Annotated in this window: 11 protein-coding genes; 10 read left to right on the top strand and 1 reads right to left on the bottom strand. The window is 51.1% G+C overall.

What is annotated here, in order from left to right; all coding sequences use genetic code 11:
- Nucleotides 1-252 precede the first annotated feature (252 nt).
- From WFJ73_RS10650 to WFJ73_RS10610, 9 genes are all read left to right on the top strand, one after another.
- Nucleotides 253-2445, top strand: coding sequence for an ABC transporter ATP-binding protein (locus tag WFJ73_RS10650; RefSeq protein WP_336773006.1), 2193 nt, complete (start codon nucleotides 253-255; stop codon nucleotides 2443-2445).
- Nucleotides 2445-2942, top strand: coding sequence for a DUF1854 domain-containing protein (locus WFJ73_RS10645; RefSeq protein ID WP_336773005.1), 498 nt, complete (start codon nucleotides 2445-2447; stop codon nucleotides 2940-2942). The genes WFJ73_RS10650 and WFJ73_RS10645 overlap by 1 nt, the downstream gene beginning before the upstream one ends.
- A 38-nt stretch (nucleotides 2943-2980) precedes the next feature.
- Nucleotides 2981-4498, top strand: coding sequence for a glycoside hydrolase family 43 protein (locus WFJ73_RS10640; protein WP_336773004.1), 1518 nt, complete (start codon nucleotides 2981-2983; stop codon nucleotides 4496-4498).
- A gap of 20 nt (nucleotides 4499-4518) precedes the next feature.
- Nucleotides 4519-5529, top strand: a complete 1011-nt coding sequence (locus tag WFJ73_RS10635; RefSeq protein WP_336773003.1) for an endo-1,4-beta-xylanase — start codon at nucleotides 4519-4521, stop codon at nucleotides 5527-5529.
- Nucleotides 5530-5813: 284 nt separating this feature from the next.
- On the top strand, nucleotides 5814-6551 hold the full coding sequence (locus tag WFJ73_RS10630) for an ABC transporter ATP-binding protein (protein WP_336773002.1): 738 nt from the start codon (nucleotides 5814-5816) through the stop codon (nucleotides 6549-6551).
- Complete coding sequence (locus WFJ73_RS10625; protein WP_336773001.1) at nucleotides 6514-7566, top strand: efflux RND transporter periplasmic adaptor subunit; 1053 nt, start codon at nucleotides 6514-6516, stop codon at nucleotides 7564-7566. The genes WFJ73_RS10630 and WFJ73_RS10625 overlap by 38 nt, the downstream gene beginning before the upstream one ends.
- 50 nt (nucleotides 7567-7616) lie before the next feature.
- On the top strand, nucleotides 7617-10487 hold the full coding sequence (locus WFJ73_RS10620; RefSeq protein WP_336773000.1) for an ABC transporter permease: 2871 nt from the start codon (nucleotides 7617-7619) through the stop codon (nucleotides 10485-10487).
- A gap of 3 nt (nucleotides 10488-10490) precedes the next feature.
- A complete protein-coding gene (locus tag WFJ73_RS10615; protein ID WP_336772999.1) occupies nucleotides 10491-11369 on the top strand; it encodes an ABC transporter ATP-binding protein in 879 nt (292 codons plus the stop codon).
- 71 nt (nucleotides 11370-11440) lie between these two features.
- Complete coding sequence (locus WFJ73_RS10610; protein WP_336772998.1) at nucleotides 11441-14122, top strand: endo-1,4-beta-xylanase; 2682 nt, start codon at nucleotides 11441-11443, stop codon at nucleotides 14120-14122.
- Between the two features lie 112 nt (nucleotides 14123-14234).
- Here WFJ73_RS10610 and WFJ73_RS10605 read toward each other — a convergent pair whose 3' ends face one another.
- The gene (locus WFJ73_RS10605) at nucleotides 14235-14984 is read right to left on the bottom strand and encodes a response regulator transcription factor (protein ID WP_336772997.1); all 750 of its coding nucleotides are present in this window, start codon (nucleotides 14982-14984) and stop codon (nucleotides 14235-14237) included.
- Nucleotides 14985-15244: 260 nt separating this feature from the next.
- Here WFJ73_RS10605 and WFJ73_RS10600 point away from each other — a divergent pair, with 260 nt between their 5' ends.
- On the top strand, nucleotides 15245-16645 hold the full coding sequence (locus WFJ73_RS10600; RefSeq protein WP_336772996.1) for an extracellular solute-binding protein: 1401 nt from the start codon (nucleotides 15245-15247) through the stop codon (nucleotides 16643-16645).
- Nucleotides 16646-16734 lie beyond the last annotated feature (89 nt).

Here is a 16734-nt window from a genome sequence, read left to right as displayed (position 1 = left end):
CTTTCGCGTGTTTGAAATATGAATCGTTCGATTGTATTTAAACATAAGGGATTTTCGCAGCCTATAGCTTCAAGTTGCTTCTATATGGACAATTGTTGTTTCCGAAGAAGCCGGGATAGAAGAAGGCCGGCTAACTATAGCTTGGCGGGTAATAGTCCCGCAATCCGGCAGGTTGTTGGAACTTGCGCCATAGAGATAAACTTGCCTTGCTTACCTTTTAACCATAACGATTTGACGAAGCAGGAGGGGACTATGTCCATCATGGATCAACTGCCTGAGCAGCTGATGAAGCAGGTCGAGGGAGAATTGCTGTTTAGCGTGAAGTCCGATCTGCAGTTCGACGGCTGCTTCGGGGAGCAATGGCTGGCTGTGACCGACCGGGACATCGCGGTCTGGCATAAGGATGGTTTGCTGGTCATGAAACTTGAAGTAAGCGGGTTGAAAGCGGCGCGTGCTGTCGCAGCGGTAGGGGGAGGCACGCTTCTGGCGGATACTTACGATTCTCCCGTTGTTATAGCGCGCTATACGGCAGCCATGACGCCGGTATTCAATTTTGCGGCAAAGCTGATTAGTGCGCTGGCGAAGAGTGAAGCGCTGCCGATTTTATCGGAGCGGGATATTCCAAAGCATTGTCCGACCTGCGGCAATCCGCTACATGAAGGCACGATGGTCTGTCAGCTGTGCATGAACAGCGGTAAAGCCGCTGCCAGAATGCTGCGCTATGCCAAGCCGTATAAAGGACATTTGGCAGCTGCCGCCTGCATGCTTATCCTGACCACGTTCGTAGAGCTGATTCCGCCTTATTTGACAAAGGTCATTATCGACGATGTGCTTCAGGCGCAGAATAAGGGGTCCATCTTATTGTTTCTTATTCTCGGCTTGGGAGCTACAACCTTAATGCTGTCGGTGATGCAGACGGTAAGGGGATATATCGGGGTCTGGGTTGGCTCCAAGCTGATGGGAGATTTGCGCAAAGATATTTACGGTTCGTTGATGCGTCTTTCAATCTCTTTCTTCGACCGCCGGCAAACCTCCCAGTTTATCGGCCGCGTGAACAGCGACTCGGAAGCGATGCGGCAGTTCATGACCGACGGGGTTGTTTTCGTGTGCGGAGAATCTTTGCGAATCGTCGCGATCTTCGTTATTATGCTAAGCTTGGACTGGAAGCTATCGCTGTTCGCTCTGCTGCCCGTACCGGTCATGGTTGCGGTATCGATGACCATCTGGCCTAAGATCGGACGCCGCTGGTACCAGCAATGGCGTTCCATTTTCCGATTGAATACGCTTGTTGGCGACTCGCTGCAGGGTATTCGCGTCGTTAAGGCATTCGGCAGGGAACGGGAGGAAATGGGCCGTTATGCAAGTGCCAATGTTGAAGTGGTTCGGAACAATATCCGGATGGAGGGGCTGTGGCAGTTCATGTTTCCGGCCTTCAATTTTATTGCGGGAATAGGGACGCTGCTTATTTGGTATAACGGAGGCAACAAGGTGCTGCATGAGGATATGCAGCTTGGGGTTCTCATGGCCCTTGTTGCTTATCTCGGCATGCTGTTTGGTCCGTTGCAATGGGTCAGCCAAATGATCAACTGGGCAAGCAATGCCATGGCGGCCGCCCACCGCGTATTCGAAATCATGGATACGCCGTCGGAGGTTCCGGAAGCCAGTCGGCCGGCCACTCTTGGCATCATTCAAGGGCTGGTTAGATTCGATAAGGTTACCTATGGATACGAAAAGCATCATCCTGTGCTGAAGGATATCGATCTTCAAGTGAAGCAGGGAGAAATGATTGGACTCGTCGGGCATTCCGGCGCCGGCAAGTCGACGTTTATTAATCTGATCTGCCGGTTCTACGATACGGATGAAGGCGATATTTATATCGACGGTATCTCGATCCGGCAGATCAGCCAATCCGATTTGCGGAAGCAGATTGGCGTCGTGCTTCAGGAAACGTTCCTGTTCGACGGCTCCATTGCGGATAATATTGCTTATTCGAAGCCGGATGCGTCGCCGGAGGAAATTATGCGCGCGGCTAAAATCGCCAACGCGCATGATTTTATTGTCCGTCTACCGGATGGATACGACACGCGCGTGGGTGAACGAGGGCATAAGCTTTCCGGAGGCGAGAAGCAGCGCGTAGCGATAGCGAGGGCCATTATTCATGATCCACGCATTCTGATTCTGGATGAAGCGACAGCATCGGTGGATACGGAAACGGAAAAACAAATCCAGGATGCGATATCCCGGTTAATCCAGGGGCGCACAACCTTTGCCATCGCCCACCGGCTGTCTACGCTCCGCAACGCGGATCGGCTGGTCGTATTGGATCACGGCAAAATCGTTGAAGTCGGCACCCATGAAGAGCTTCTTGCAAAAGAGAAAGGGTTTTACCGCAAGCTTGTGGACGCGCAGAAAGAGCTGTCTCAAATTAAGGGGGTTGAAGGCTGATGGCAGACGGTTATCATATCCGGCTGTTCCAGCCGGAAGAAATTTACTTCAGCAGGGGCAACGGAGGCGTTCTGCAAGGCGTGGTGGACGGTAAACCTTATGATGAGCTGCTTATCTACCGGACGTTTCCTTTTCGTTACGCTTCGGAATATATTTCGGTAAGAACGACTGACGGGGAAGAACTGGGCGTTATCCGCCATATTGCGGAGTTGTCCGCCGAATGCGCTGCCGAACTGGATAAGGAGCTTCAGTTCCGATATTTTCTTCCTAAGGTACAGCATATCGCCAGCGTGAAGTTTAAATCGGATCTGTGGATATGGGAAGTTGTGACCCATCTTGGAGAAACCCGGCTGACGATGAGAAACCTGCATGAGCATCTTCAATTTCCGGGAGGCAACCGGATTGTTCTAACGGATATGAACGGCAAACGCTGTGAGATTAACGACTGGAAAAGTCTTGACGCGCACAGTAGGCGACAGCTTAAAGATGTTCTGTAGGCTTGAGCCCGATTTTGAGGACGAGAGGGGAAATGCAAATGAGCGGCACCGTTATAACGAATCCCGTCATTTGGGCGGATGTGCCTGATCTCGATATCATTCGAGTAGAGGATGCCTTTTATATGATCAGCACCAGCATGCATTCGATGCCGGGCTGTCCGATTATGAAATCGATTAATTTAAAGGATTGGGAGATTGTCAATTACGTCTTCGACAGGATTGAAGACAATGCCGCCCATAATTTGTCGGATGGCAAAGGGATATACGGCAAAGGGTCCTGGGCATCCAGTCTTCGCTGCCATAACGGAATCTATTACGTCTGTTTCTCCTGTAACGATATGCAGCAATTCTATATTTACCGGACCGAGGATATCGAGAACGGGCCGTGGGAGCGCTCCGTGATCAAGGGGCTTCTGCATGATCCAGCGCTGCTCTTTGATGAAGAACGGGTCTTTGTGTTCAGCGGCAACGGGGACATCTTTATAACCGAATTAACTTCCGACGCCACTGCAATCAAGCCGGACGGAATCCGCCAGCTGCTGCTTGAAGGGGAACGGGATGGAATTGGGCTGCGCATGGAAGGCTGTCATGCTTACAAGTTCAACGGTTATTATTATTTGTTCTTCATCGATTGGCCAAGAACCGGACATGGCCGCCGCAGAGAACTGTGCTACCGTTCGAAGGAGCTGCTCGGTCCTTATGAGCATAAGGTCATGTTGGACGATGACCTCGGCTATCACAACAAGGGCGTTGCTCAAGGCGGGATCGTAGATTCGCCTTCCGGGGAATGGTTCGCCTTTCTTTTCCAGGATCATGACGCGGTTGGGCGCATTCCATATATCCTGCCGATGACTTGGCAGGATGGCTGGCCCGTCATTGGCGGCGATGACGGCTCTAACGCACCGGTCTCCTTCGAAGCTAACCTGCCCGAATCGGCTGCCATACCGATTGTTATCAGCGATGAATTCGAATATGCATCGAATCATCTGGCCTTGAACTGGCAGTGGAATCACAATCCGGACCACTCGCGTTGGTCGGTAACGGCCAGGCCGGGTTACCTGCGGTTAGAGACAGGCCAATTGGCCGACAGTGTCGTGCTTGCCCGAAATACGCTAACGCAAAGGACGGTCGGACCGGCATGCAGCGGGCAAGCTGTGATCGATTTATCCGGCATGAAGGCTGGAGACTACGCCGGTCTAGTTGCCCTGCAAAGCCAGTATGGCACGGTTGGCGTTCAGGCGGAAGACAGCGGTGAGCGCTTTGTCGTCATGGGGCTGAACCGCGGTGACGGAGGGATGGAAACGGCAGAAAAGCATTTATATGCCGGCAATGAAATTCATGTACGGATTGACTTCGACTTCCGCGACAGCATCGATCTTGCTTCTTTCTATTATTCGGCGGACGGCGAAGAATGGACGTCCATCGGATCGCCTTTGCAAATGAAATATACGCTTGACCATTTCATGGGGTACCGGATAGGCTTGTTTAATTATGCAACTAAGCAGTCCGGAGGTTACGTCGATTTTGATTATTTTCGTTTTGCCATTATCCAATAGCAGAAAGAGGGTTATCCGAAATGAATGACGCAACGATGAAGAAAAGCGAACAGTCGCTAGCCGGGGCTTTCCGTAATGATTTCCTGATTGGAGCGGCCGTTAACCACCGTACGATTGTCAGTCAAAGCGAGCTGCTGAAGCAGCATTACAACAGCGTAACCGCCGAGAACGAGATGAAATTCGAGAGCCTTCATCCGGAGGAGCATCTGTATACCTTCGACCGGGCAGACCGGATTGCCGGCTTTGCCCGCGAGAATGGCATGAAGCTCAGAGGTCATACGCTTATTTGGCATAATCAGACGCCAGACTGGGTATTTGAGGACGGCAATGGCGGAATGGCAGGAAGAGAACTGCTGCTTGCCCGCATGAAGTCCCACATAGAGACGATTGTGAAGAGATACAAGGATACGGTCTATTGCTGGGATGTCGTTAACGAAGCGGTGACGGATGACGGCGAAGAGAGCTTGCGCCCTTCCAAATGGCTGCATGGCATCGGAGACGATTATATCGAGCAGGCATTCCGATTCGCGCACGAGGCCGATCCCGAGGCCCTTCTATTCTATAACGATTACAATGAATGCAATCCCGGCAAGAGAGAAAAAATTTACTCCCTGGTGAAATCCTTGCTTGATAACGGTACTCCCATTCATGGCATTGGTCTCCAGGCACACTGGAATCTATACGACCCGTCTTTGGATCTTATCCGGGAAGCCATCGAGCGTTACGCATCCCTTGGGTTAAAGCTTCAAGTCACGGAGATGGACGTATCCGTCTTCGCCTTTGATGACCGGCGTACAGATCTTACGGCGCCTACGGCCGAAATGATGCAGCTTCAGGAGCAGCGTTACAAGCAATTTTTCGATCTGTTCCGCGAATACAAGGAGGTTCTGACAAGCGTAACCTTCTGGGGGGCGGCGGACGATTATACTTGGCTGGATCATTTTCCTGTGAGAGGGAGGAAGAACTGGCCGCTGCTGTTCGATACGGAGCAGCGCCCCAAAGAAATGGTTAGGGGGATTATCGGAGTATAGTGCAAAAGGGCTTCAAAGGAATCCCTGAGCAATGGCGATCGGAAGAACATTAAAATGCGTAGGTTGCTGTTTAACCCAAACCCAAACCCAAATAAAAATGGGCGTCCCATTCGTCATGTCAATGACTTATGGGACGCCCCTTTTTTGTCCCGTAACCGTATGGCACATTCTATATCTTGGCAGGTGTTCTACCAAAGGACGACGGGTTGTTGCCTCTTTCTGTTAGCACTACACTTTTTAAGAAGGAAGAAAAAGCGTTCGCAAGAGGGGAAGGGGGAACACAGATGCCGGTTATACAGGCAGCGAAGACAGATACAAGCGAAGAGAAACTGCTGCGGGCAACAGGCATTAAGCGGGTATTCGGGAAAGGGAATGCCGGAGTTACGGCTTTGTCGGATATTCATCTTGAAATAACCGCGGGCACTATGGTAGCGCTGAAAGGGCGTTCAGGCTCGGGTAAAACAACCTTGTTAAATATTTTGAGCGCGCTCGACGAGCCTACCGAGGGGCAAGTTTATTTCCGCGGAGAAGAAATGACCGGATTGTCCGGGAAAGAGCGAAACGCCTTGCGCCGGAAGGAAATCGGGCTCGTCTTTCAGTCGTTTGGGCTGATCCCGCTTATGTCCGCTTACGAGAATGTAGAGTTCGGGCTGCGAATTGCCGGGACGCCGGTAAAGGGGAATCGCGAAGCTGCCGAGCGGGCGCTTGAACGGGTAGGCATGCGGGAGCGGATGAAACATCGGCCAATGGAATTGTCGGGCGGCGAGCAGCAGCGAGTAGCTATCGCGAGGGCGATTGCCCATGAGCCTGCTCTTTTGATTGCCGACGAGCCAACCGCTGAATTGGACAGCCGGATGGGATTGCAGGTGATGCGCGTATTCAGGGATTTGGTTAACCGTTCCGGAATGACGATTCTGCTTACCACCCATGACCCGGGGATTATGGAGCTCGTCGATCATGTTATTGCATTGGAGGATGGGAAAATTGTATCTAAAACAACAAATCAAACGCCTCTTCTTTAACCGGATAACCAAACGGTCAGCCGTTTTTGCCATAACCGCGATTACGCTGTCCGGATGCTCCCTGCTCCCGCAGGAGGAAGCCGCACTGCAGCCTCCGCTCATACAGCCGGTGCAAGAAAAGCTGGATTTCGTAGAGGTAACCCGAGGCAGTATCCAGACCTCGCTCAAGGGAACCGCAACCTTTATTTCTTCAAAGGTGAAGACGCTTTCCTTCACCGAATCCGGCGGTCAGTTGAAATCCGTAAACGTTACGCAAGGCCAACAGGTGAAGGCCGGCGAATTGCTGGCGGAATTGGAGACGGATGACTTGGAGCTGCAGGTTCGGCTGCAGAAGCTGAATGTAGAACGAGTACAGCTTCTGTACAGCGAAGCGGTTCGGGACGGAGCATCCGGAACGGAAAAACGCCTGAAGGAAATCGATCTGGAACGGGAGCAGCTGTCACTGCAGGCTATGGAAAGCCGCCTGAGCAAATCCCGGCTGTTATCGCCTATATCGGGTACCGTTATTTTTGTTGATTCCATCAAAACAGGCGACCGGGTAAATGCCTATCAGAACATTGTAACCGTGGCGGACCCTTCCAGCATCCAACTCACCTACGTGGCATCCGACGCGAAGGATGTGCTTGGCGTCGAGGCGGGCATGCCTGTCCAATTAAAGTATAAAGGCAAGGACTATGCCGGCAAAGTGCTGCAATCGCCGTCTAACGCTCCCGTCACGACCGATCAGGCCAAATCGAACAGTAACGCCGTTACCGTCGTGATGGGAATCGACAATCCTCCCGAAGGCATTCAAATCGGACATAGCGCGGACATGACCATTGAGCTTCAGAAACGGGAAAATGCGATTGTGCTGCCCCGCAAAGCAATCCGTTCCTATATGGGACGATCTTACGTCCAAATTGCGGACGGTGAGCGTAAAAAAGAAGTCGATGTCGAAGTTGGGCTGACGACGCCAACCGAGGCGGAGATCGTGAAGGGCCTGGAGGAAGGGCAACGGGTTATTCTGAATAATTGACGCTACAATGGGCCCGGTCTCGCGCCAGGGCACGAGAATGAGGTGTAAGCATGGCATTATGGACGATGATTCTCCGCAAGATGGCGAAAAATAAATGGCTGCAGCTGAATTTATGGTTTGGTCTGACCGTATGCGTAGGCTTGTTCAGCTCGATGCCGCTCTATTCGGATGCCATCCTTGAGCGGACTTTGCAGAAGGAGCTGCAAGGTGTCCAAAGCAAGAACTTGGTATATCCGGGATATGTGCGGGTCAGCACCTCCGTATCCTCCAACAAGATGGACCAGAAAACCGTCGACGCGATTCATCGTGCCGATCGTTACATGCTGTCGGTTCCGGAGCGGATGGGGCTTGAAGCTCTGTCCTTTTATCAGCAGCGCTTCACTCAGAAGATGAAGGTGTACGGTGCGGACGCATCGGAACAAGAAAAGAAGACGCAGAAGTCAACAGGCGGCTTCAAATCCTTGTCGGACATGGAGAAGCGGGTTCGCCTGATTGACGGCCGCATGCCCGTTGACCGCACGGATGGTTTGTTTGAAGCGGTTGTTACGCAAAAGTTCCTTAATTCCGTCAAACGGGATTTGGGGGAGGAGGTTGTGGCGGAAACGCCGGATAAGCAGCTGTTAAAGGTCATTCCGGTTGGCATTATCGATACCGACCCGGCAGCGGATCCCTATCTGCCTTTTTTGGCAACGGATGAGCCGGACGGATTTTTAATCCCCTTTCAGCAATTTGAACGCGAATTCGTTTCGAAGGACGGCAAGGTAAGAGTATCCGATCTGGAGTGGCGTTATGCTTTGGATTACAAACAGATGAGCCTGGACAAAATCGAAGCCTTCTCGGAAGCCAATCGCGCGATCCGTGGTTATTTCCGCGGCAGGCTTGGAGCGGCGGAGGTTAATGTTCCCGCGAGTGAAACGATCTCTTCCTATCAGGGCAAGAAAGAAAAGCTAGACGTCATGATGCTGTCCTTGTATTCCCCGGTTATGCTGATGCTTGCTTTTTATTTATATATGGCTGCAAATCTCGTGATAGAGAGACAAAAAACGGAAATTTCCGTGCTCCGAAGCCGCGGGGCAAGCCGGCTGCAGATTATGACCGCCTATCTGCTCGAAAGCCTGATGCTAGGAATAAGCGCGCTAGCGGTTGGTCCTTTTCTTGGCGTTGCTTTTTCGAAAGTGCTTGGAGCATCGGGCGGATTTCTGGAATTTGTGCAGCGTTCGGCGCTTGAGGTTAGTTTGACGAGCAGCGCCTACAAGATTGCGGCAGCGGCAGTGGCAGCGGCCATCGCGCTTATTCTGATTCCGGCATTTCTGGCTACGCGGGTATCGATTGTGAATCATAAGCAGCAGGCGGCAAGACTAACCAAAATGTCCTTCTGGCACAAGGCGGGCATCGATATTCTGCTTGTCGGTCTAGCGCTGTATTTGCTCTATAATTTCAACAACCGGCAGGAGGATTTAAAGCGTCTTGCTCTGAACTCGGATGCCCTGCAGGTGGATCCTCTCCTGTTTCTGATGCCCGCGCTGTTTGCGCTGGGAGCCGGATTGCTGGTGCTGAGGATTTATCCATGGTTTATCCGGCTTGTTTATTGGGCCGGACGCAAATGGTGGCCGCCGGCACTATACAATACGCTTGTACAGATTAGCCGTTCATCCGCTCAGTATTTGACGATTAAAGTATTTTTGATCCTGACCGTTTCAACCGGATTGTTCAGCGCCAATGCGGCTCGGACGATCAACGATAACATAGACAGCAAAATTCAGTACAGCATTGGAGCGGATATGACCTTGACCACGCGCTGGGAGAGCGACGCTCCTCCGCCGATGATGCAAGGTGCGGCGCCTGCCGGGCAGACCGCGCAAGAATCAAGCTTTAGGCAAGTGCAGTATACGGAACCGCCTTTCGAGCCTTTCCGTCAACTGAAAGGCGCCCAAGCAACCGCCAAAGTATTCCGGAAGGAAGAGGCCAGATTCAGCGCGGGAAGCACGAAGAAAACAAACGGGGCAGCCACTCTGGTTGGAATCGACACGATGGATTTTGGTCAAACCGCTTGGATGAAGGACAATCTTCTTGATTATCCGATAAACAGCTATCTGAATCTGATCGCAACCAACCCTAAAGCGGTTCTAATCTCGAGATCATTGGCCGATGCCGCAAAGGTCAAGCCCGGAGACCCCATTTCGGTCTATTGGGACGGATTGGATGAAGCCATGTTTACCGTGTACGGCATTATTGATTACTGGCCAGGATGGAATCCTCTGCCTGCTGCGGCTGACGGGGAAGAGAAGCCGTCCAAGCCCAATCTCATTGTTGGCCATCTAAGCACGATTCAGAACCGCCTGGCGGTAGAGCCTTACGAGGTATGGATTAAATTGAAGGAGGGCGTCTCCAGCCAAGCGATTTACGATCAATTAACCTCTTCGAAAATGAGTATGACTAGTTTTCATGATGCAAGGCAGGAGCTGATCGCCTCCAAAAACGATCCGTTCCGATTAGCGATTAACGGAGTCATGACGCTTGGCTTTGTCATTTCCATGCTGATCAGCTTCTTTGGTTTCCTGCTGTTCTGGGTGCTCGCTTTGTCGGGACGAACGCTGCAATACGGGGTTTTGCGGGCGATGGGCATACCTTTTCCGCAAATTATCGGAATGCTGCTCAGCGAGCAGCTCCTTACCTCGGGTGCGGCGGTCATAATCGGTGTATGGATAGGCAATACGATCAGCGAGCTGTTCGTTCCGTTATTCGAGATGTCGTTTGCAACGACTGAGCAGGTACCGCCGTTCGAGATTGTCTATAAGCTAAGCGATTATTTGCAGCTATACGGCATTGTTGGCTTTACTCTTGCCATTGGTCTGCTCATACTTGGCTACCGGCTGTCCCGGACTCGGATTGCACAAGCACTGAAGCTGGGGGAGGAATAAACCGTGATCAGATGCGAGGAGCTTGTCAAGATTTACAAAACCGCCGATCTCGAGGTCGTTGCTTTGCAAGGGCTGGACATGACGGTGGAAGCCGGAGAGCTGATGGCCATTATCGGCAACTCGGGGAGCGGAAAATCTACCCTGCTCAATATGCTTGGAGGCCTTGATAAACCATCTGCGGGAAAGCTGTTCGTGGACGGTAAGGACTTACTTGCGTTTGGCGAGAAGGAGCTGGTGAGCTATAAGCGGGAGACGGTTGGTTTCGTATGGCAAAATAACGCGCGCAATCTCATCCCTTATCTGACCGCTCTTGAGAATGTGGAGCTGCCTATTCTCTTGAAAGGCAAACGCCGCAGAATGCGGGCTATCGAGCTGCTGGAAGCGGTTGGGCTTGGCCATCGATTGAAAAACAAGCTCAGCGAGCTTTCCGGAGGAGAGCAGCAGCGAGTGGCCATTGCCATTGCTTTGGCAAACGAGCCCAAGCTGCTTCTTGCCGATGAACCGACAGGCTCATTGGATACGAAGACTTCCGAACAAGTGCTTGATCTGTTTAGGAAGCTTAATCAAACGTTAGGCATTACGATTGTGATCGTTACGCATGATCCGCTTCTTGCCCGCAAGGTCAATCGGGTCGTGCAGATCAGGGACGGCAAAACCTCCGCCGAGATGCTCCGCCGAGAATCGTACGCCGATGAGCTGGCGAAGCTTGATGCCGAGACTCTTCTTGCCGAGCAAGAAAGCCATATTGAATACGCCGTTCTCGATAAAGCGGGTCGTCTTCAGATTCCCGCAGGTTATCTCGATGCGAAGGGCTTCAAAGACAGCAACAAAGTGCGCGTCGAAATGGAGGAAGGTCGAATCATCCTGTATCCGCAAAACTGAATTCGCCATGACCCGCCCCGTAAGGGGCGGATTAATGGAATATACAATTAGGGGAAAGAAGAGGTGTATGAATGAAGAAACAAGGTTTGAAGCGCTCTCTTTCAGGCATGTTGGCGACAGTTCTGATGCTGGCATCCTTGTCGCTGGGCGTGCTGCCGAAACAGGCGGAAGCTGAAGCAGGCGCAGTAAAAATGGCAACGGATTTCGAGGATGGCACGGTTCAAGGCTGGCATGGACGCGGAGGCAATGAATTGCTTACAGCCTCGGGAGCCGCAGCCCACACGGGGACATACGGTCTTCAAGTAGCAGGAAGATCGCAAGGCTGGAATGGCCCGCAGCTTGATGTGTCCTCCATTATGACGGAAGGGAAAACCTACGTGCTGACCGCTTGGGTCAAGCTTCCGGCAGGAACGGCGGCCTCATCGGTGTCGATGACCGTTCAGCGCACAACGGACGGAACAACGTATTACGAAGGAGTGACTTCCGGGAATGTCACAGCGGACGGCTGGGCGAAATTGAGCGGTCAATATTCATTAAAACAACCGATCCAAAATCTCTCCGTCTACCTTGAAGCCTCCTCTAATCCAACGCTGGACTTCTATGTGGACGATTTTTCCATGGAACAGCTTCCCGAACCGGAACCCATTGTTATCCAGCAGGATATTCCGTCCTTGAAGGATGTTTTTAAGGATGATTTCAAGCTTGGAACGGCGGTATTGGTTAATGAGATCGAAGATTCAAACAGTCCGGATGCGCAGCTGGTAAAGAAGCATTTCAACAGCTTGACTGCCGGCAATGAGCTGAAGTGGGATGCCACGGAGCCTCAGGAGGGACAGTTCAACTTCACGCGTTCGGATAAAATCGTTGATTTTGCCGTGCAAAACGGGATTGCCATGCGCGGTCACACGTTGATCTGGCATTCCCAAACACCGAATTGGGTGTTTTACGACAGCAATGGAAACCTTGCAAGCAAAGAACTGCTGTTTGCAAGGATGAAGCGCCATATCGAGACGGTGGTTGGCCGGTATAAAGGTAAAATCTATGCCTGGGATGTCGTTAACGAGGTGCTTGAGCCGGGTGACAAACAGCAGGGAGGCCTCCGCAACAGTCTGTGGTATAAGATCGCAGGAGAAGAATTTATCGAGAAAGCATTCGAATATGCGCATGAAGCGGATCCAAACGCAAAGCTGTTTATTAACGACTACAATACGAATATGCCGGAGAAGCGGCAGGATCTGCATGACTTAATCAAACGTCTGAAGGATAAGGGCATTCCGGTTGACGGCGTTGGCCATCAGACGCATATCGGTATTGAGTATCCGCAGGTGCAAGAGCTTGACGATATGATCCAGGCTTTTACGGATTTGAACATTGAGCAGCAAGTCACCGAGCTGGATATGAGCGTTTATACGAATGACAACGATGCTTACGAGACGTTCCCTCTGGAGCTGCAAATCAAGCAGGCGAAGCGGTATAAGGAAATTTTCGACGTATTCAGAAAACATGCAGACCAGCTGACCGCCGTTATATTCTGGGGCAAGGATGATTTGAATACTTGGCTGCGCACCTTCCCGGTCGACCGGAATAATTGGCCTCTGCTGTTCGATGAACGGCTGCAGGCGAAATATGCCTACTGGGCATTGGTAGATCCTAGCAAGCTTCCCGTAGACATTCAGCAGACAACGGCGGCTAAAGCAAGTGCGGCGGTTGACGGCAAGCTGGAGGATGCATGGAGCAAGTCACCGGCCGTTTCCATACGGAATGATGATGGTGTACCGGTTGCAGCATTCAGAACGTTATGGGAAAAAGACCGGCTTTACATTGAAGTGGACGTTTCGGATATAAGCACGAACGGAAATGATGCGGTAGAAGTATTTATTGACGGCAACAACGGTAAAACAACCGCGTACGAAGCGGACGACAAAAAATATACGTTCCGCCGCAGCGGTGCGAATCCAGGTAAACCGGCCGAATACAAAGCCGTAAAGCTTGCGGAAGGATACCGGATTGAAGCGGCTATTCCGGTTGCCGGCTTATCACTTGATAACAAGCTTGGATTTGATGTTCGCATTGTTGATAAAGCGGGAAGCACGACAACGAAAGCCTCCTGGAACGATAGAACGGGCTCGCAAGATACCGACACGTCCAAATTCGGCGTCATAACGTTGATTGAAGGTCCGCAATTCGCGGAAGCCGCGATAGGCACTCCCGTTGTTGACGGGACGGTGGATTCCGTTTGGAGCAAGGCGAGCAGTTTGACAACGGACAGATGGGTACAAGGGACAAAAGGATCGCAAGCAAAGGTTAGAACGCTATGGGACGCAGGACGGTTATACGTTCTTGCGGAAGTGACGGATTCGCTGTTGTCCAAGGCAAGTCCAAACGTATGGGAGCAGGACTCGGTGGAAATATTCGTTGATCAGAATAAGGGAGGAACCGCAAGCTATCAGGCCGATGACGGGCAATACCGGATTAACTTTGACAACGAGCAAAGCGTAAATCCCGGCTCTTTAAGCGGCAATCTGGTATCAGCGGTAAAACGTACGGCTAACGGGTATGTGGTTGAGGCCTCCATTAAATGGAATGGTACGCCACCGGCAGCCGGAGATATCATTGGCTTTGACGTTCAAGTAAACAATGACGAAGACGGTGACGGCGACCGTGACAGCGTCGCGATCTGGAATGACCGTTCCGGTCTTTCTTATACCAACACTTCCGGCTTTGGGCTGCTAAAGCTGTCAGGAGCAAAGTAACTAGAGAAGCAGGACAAATGAAAATAGCGTTGCAGAGAGTTCACCCTGCAACGCTATTTTTCGTTCATTATATTTGCAAGCGCTTACGAAATAGAGTGTCCGCAAAGATCCATTAGGCATATACCGTACTTTGCTTACGGTACTCATTGGCACTGGAGCCGGTGTACTCCTTGAATTTCTTATAGAACCAGTCAATTTCCGTATACCCCACTTGATTGGCGATCTCGTAGATTCTCATATCCGTTTGCTCCAGAAGAAACTTTGCCTTCTCCATCCGCTGCTGAAGCAGATATTCGTTAAACGACATATTTTCTTGATCTTTGAATTTCTGGCCGAGATAGGCGCAGTTGAAGTGAAGCATGGTTGAGATTTTTTTCAAGGTAATATTCTCGTGCAGCCGCTCCTGAACGTAATGCTTGACCAGATCAATGATGGACGGATTCTGATTTTTTTTATTCTCGTAGCTTAAGGTTAAACGCTTGGAATATTGCGCATCGAGTTCTTTCTTAACCTTGCATAGACTGGCTGCCAGATCCTCCGGTTGTACGGGATGGACGATGTAATCGCTTACTTGAAAAGCTATTGCTTTTCTCAGCAGTTGGAAATCATGGCTTCCTCCCAAAAGAATAATAGGGACACGGCTATGCTCGCGGATTTGCTCGCAGATCCGCATTCCGGCTGTCTGAGAGAATTTAAGATCTATAAGAATGAGGTCGAAGGTCTGCATGCTGAGAATTTCTTGAGCGTCAGAGAGAGAATCCGCATATTCATGAAGCCGGAAGCCATACTGCTCCCAAGGAAGCATCAATCTGATCTCTTCTCTGGATATCGTGTCGGGATGGACATGTAACGCCTTATACATAAATCCGAACCTCGCTTTCTGTAGGATTGTCTCTGACGGATTATGGTTTTTATTATTGTTCATTTTCCGGGCGGGTGACAATGTGCATTTTTTTATCCATCATCCATTTGTTTACCTCTTGAAATGGAAGCCTCCCGATAAACGCCGCCATTCCTCGAAACCTATAAATTGACAGGTCATTGATCTATGGACCGGCAGGTTGTTGCTCCGAAATGTAAGCGCTACACTTTTCCCTGTAAACCAATTTAGGGGGGACCAATATGCAAGTGAGAAAGACGGTCATGATGCTTTCGACTTTGGTGCTGGCAGCTTCTTTAACCGCATGCAGCGGTGGGAGCGGCAGCAAAAACGGAAGCGGAAACGGAAACGGGAATAGCACGGATACGCCAGCAAGCAATAATGCAACGGCCTCGAATAACGCCGCCGCGTCGAATAACGCAGGCAACGCGGAGGATGATGCTTCTTCGCCCGAGATGGATTTCGACATGGGCGGCAGAACGATCAAGGTTGTATCCTGGTGGGATATGACGATCGGGGAGGACAATCCGGATAATATCCAGCGCAAGAAAAACCTGGAGGAGCTTGAGAAGAAGCATAATTTTAAAATGGAATTCGTAGCGGTCGACTATGGCGAATACCAGCAGAAGGTTGTCGCTTCCCTGCTTGCGGGCGAGCCGCTTGGCGATATTGTACGCCTGGGTAAAAACTACACGATTCCGGCTTTGGTGCAGCAGGATCTGTTATGGCCTGTAGATGAATACACGAAAAATACGAAGGTATTTAATCCGAAGGCCTCCGAATTTATGTCGTACAACGGCCGCGGTTACGCGTTCTCCGAAGGTCAAGGCAATCTGATTACCGGCATTTTTTATAACCGCACTCTCTTGAACAAGCTTGGCATTAAATCCCCTCAGGAATACGTGAGCGAGGACAACTGGAATTGGGATACGTTTACTCAAGTCGCCAAAGAGGCGAACAAAGATACGAATAATGACGGCAAGCTCGATACATGGGGACTTGCGTCGGCCGGCTTTATGGATCCTGCGCTGGTCTCCAACGAAACGAGCCTGACCAACGGGGATAAGCAGAATCTGGACGATCCGAAGACGGTTGAAGTATTTAACTTCCTGTCCAAGCTGGCAACCGAGAAGGTTGCTCGTCCAACGGAAGGCGGAGACTGGACGGAGCCGGGACAATTTTTCCGTCAAGGCAATACGCTCATGTATGCGGGTGCTATGTATGAGATCGGCGGCTTGAAAACGGATATGAAAGACTACGATATCGGTTTTGTCCCATTCCCTAAAGGACCAAGCGCGACAGCATACCATTCGTCTGAAGGCGCGTTCCAGGCCTTGACCATTCCGAAGAGCGTACAGAACCCGGATCAGCTGATCTACATCTGGGAGAAAATCAACGACATCGATTCGATTTACGACTATCCGGACCAAGCTACGCTTGAGAGCAATTTCACCGACGAGAACGATATCCAGAACGCCCGCGACGCCGGCGCAGGCATGCTTGTGCTCGACAGCGCTACATTCCCTAAATTCCCTTACTACGAAATGATCGGGGAATTGACCTCGGGCAATTCGGTATCCACCGTTATTGACACTTATAAAGCGCAGGCCCAGGCTGCCATTGATGAAGTTTACAAAAAGTAAATAAAAAGTAATCATTCATGCTTGTAACAACAGTCCCCATTCGAACGATCTCACATTCGAACGATCTCAGGTGGGGACTGTTGCTGAAG

The organism is Paenibacillus sp. MMO-58 (assembly GCF_037146255.1).
Lineage (GTDB): Bacteria > Bacillota > Bacilli > Paenibacillales > Paenibacillaceae > Pristimantibacillus.
Note: the sequence above shows the minus strand (reverse complement) of the source record. Positions and strands in the feature narration are given on the sequence as shown.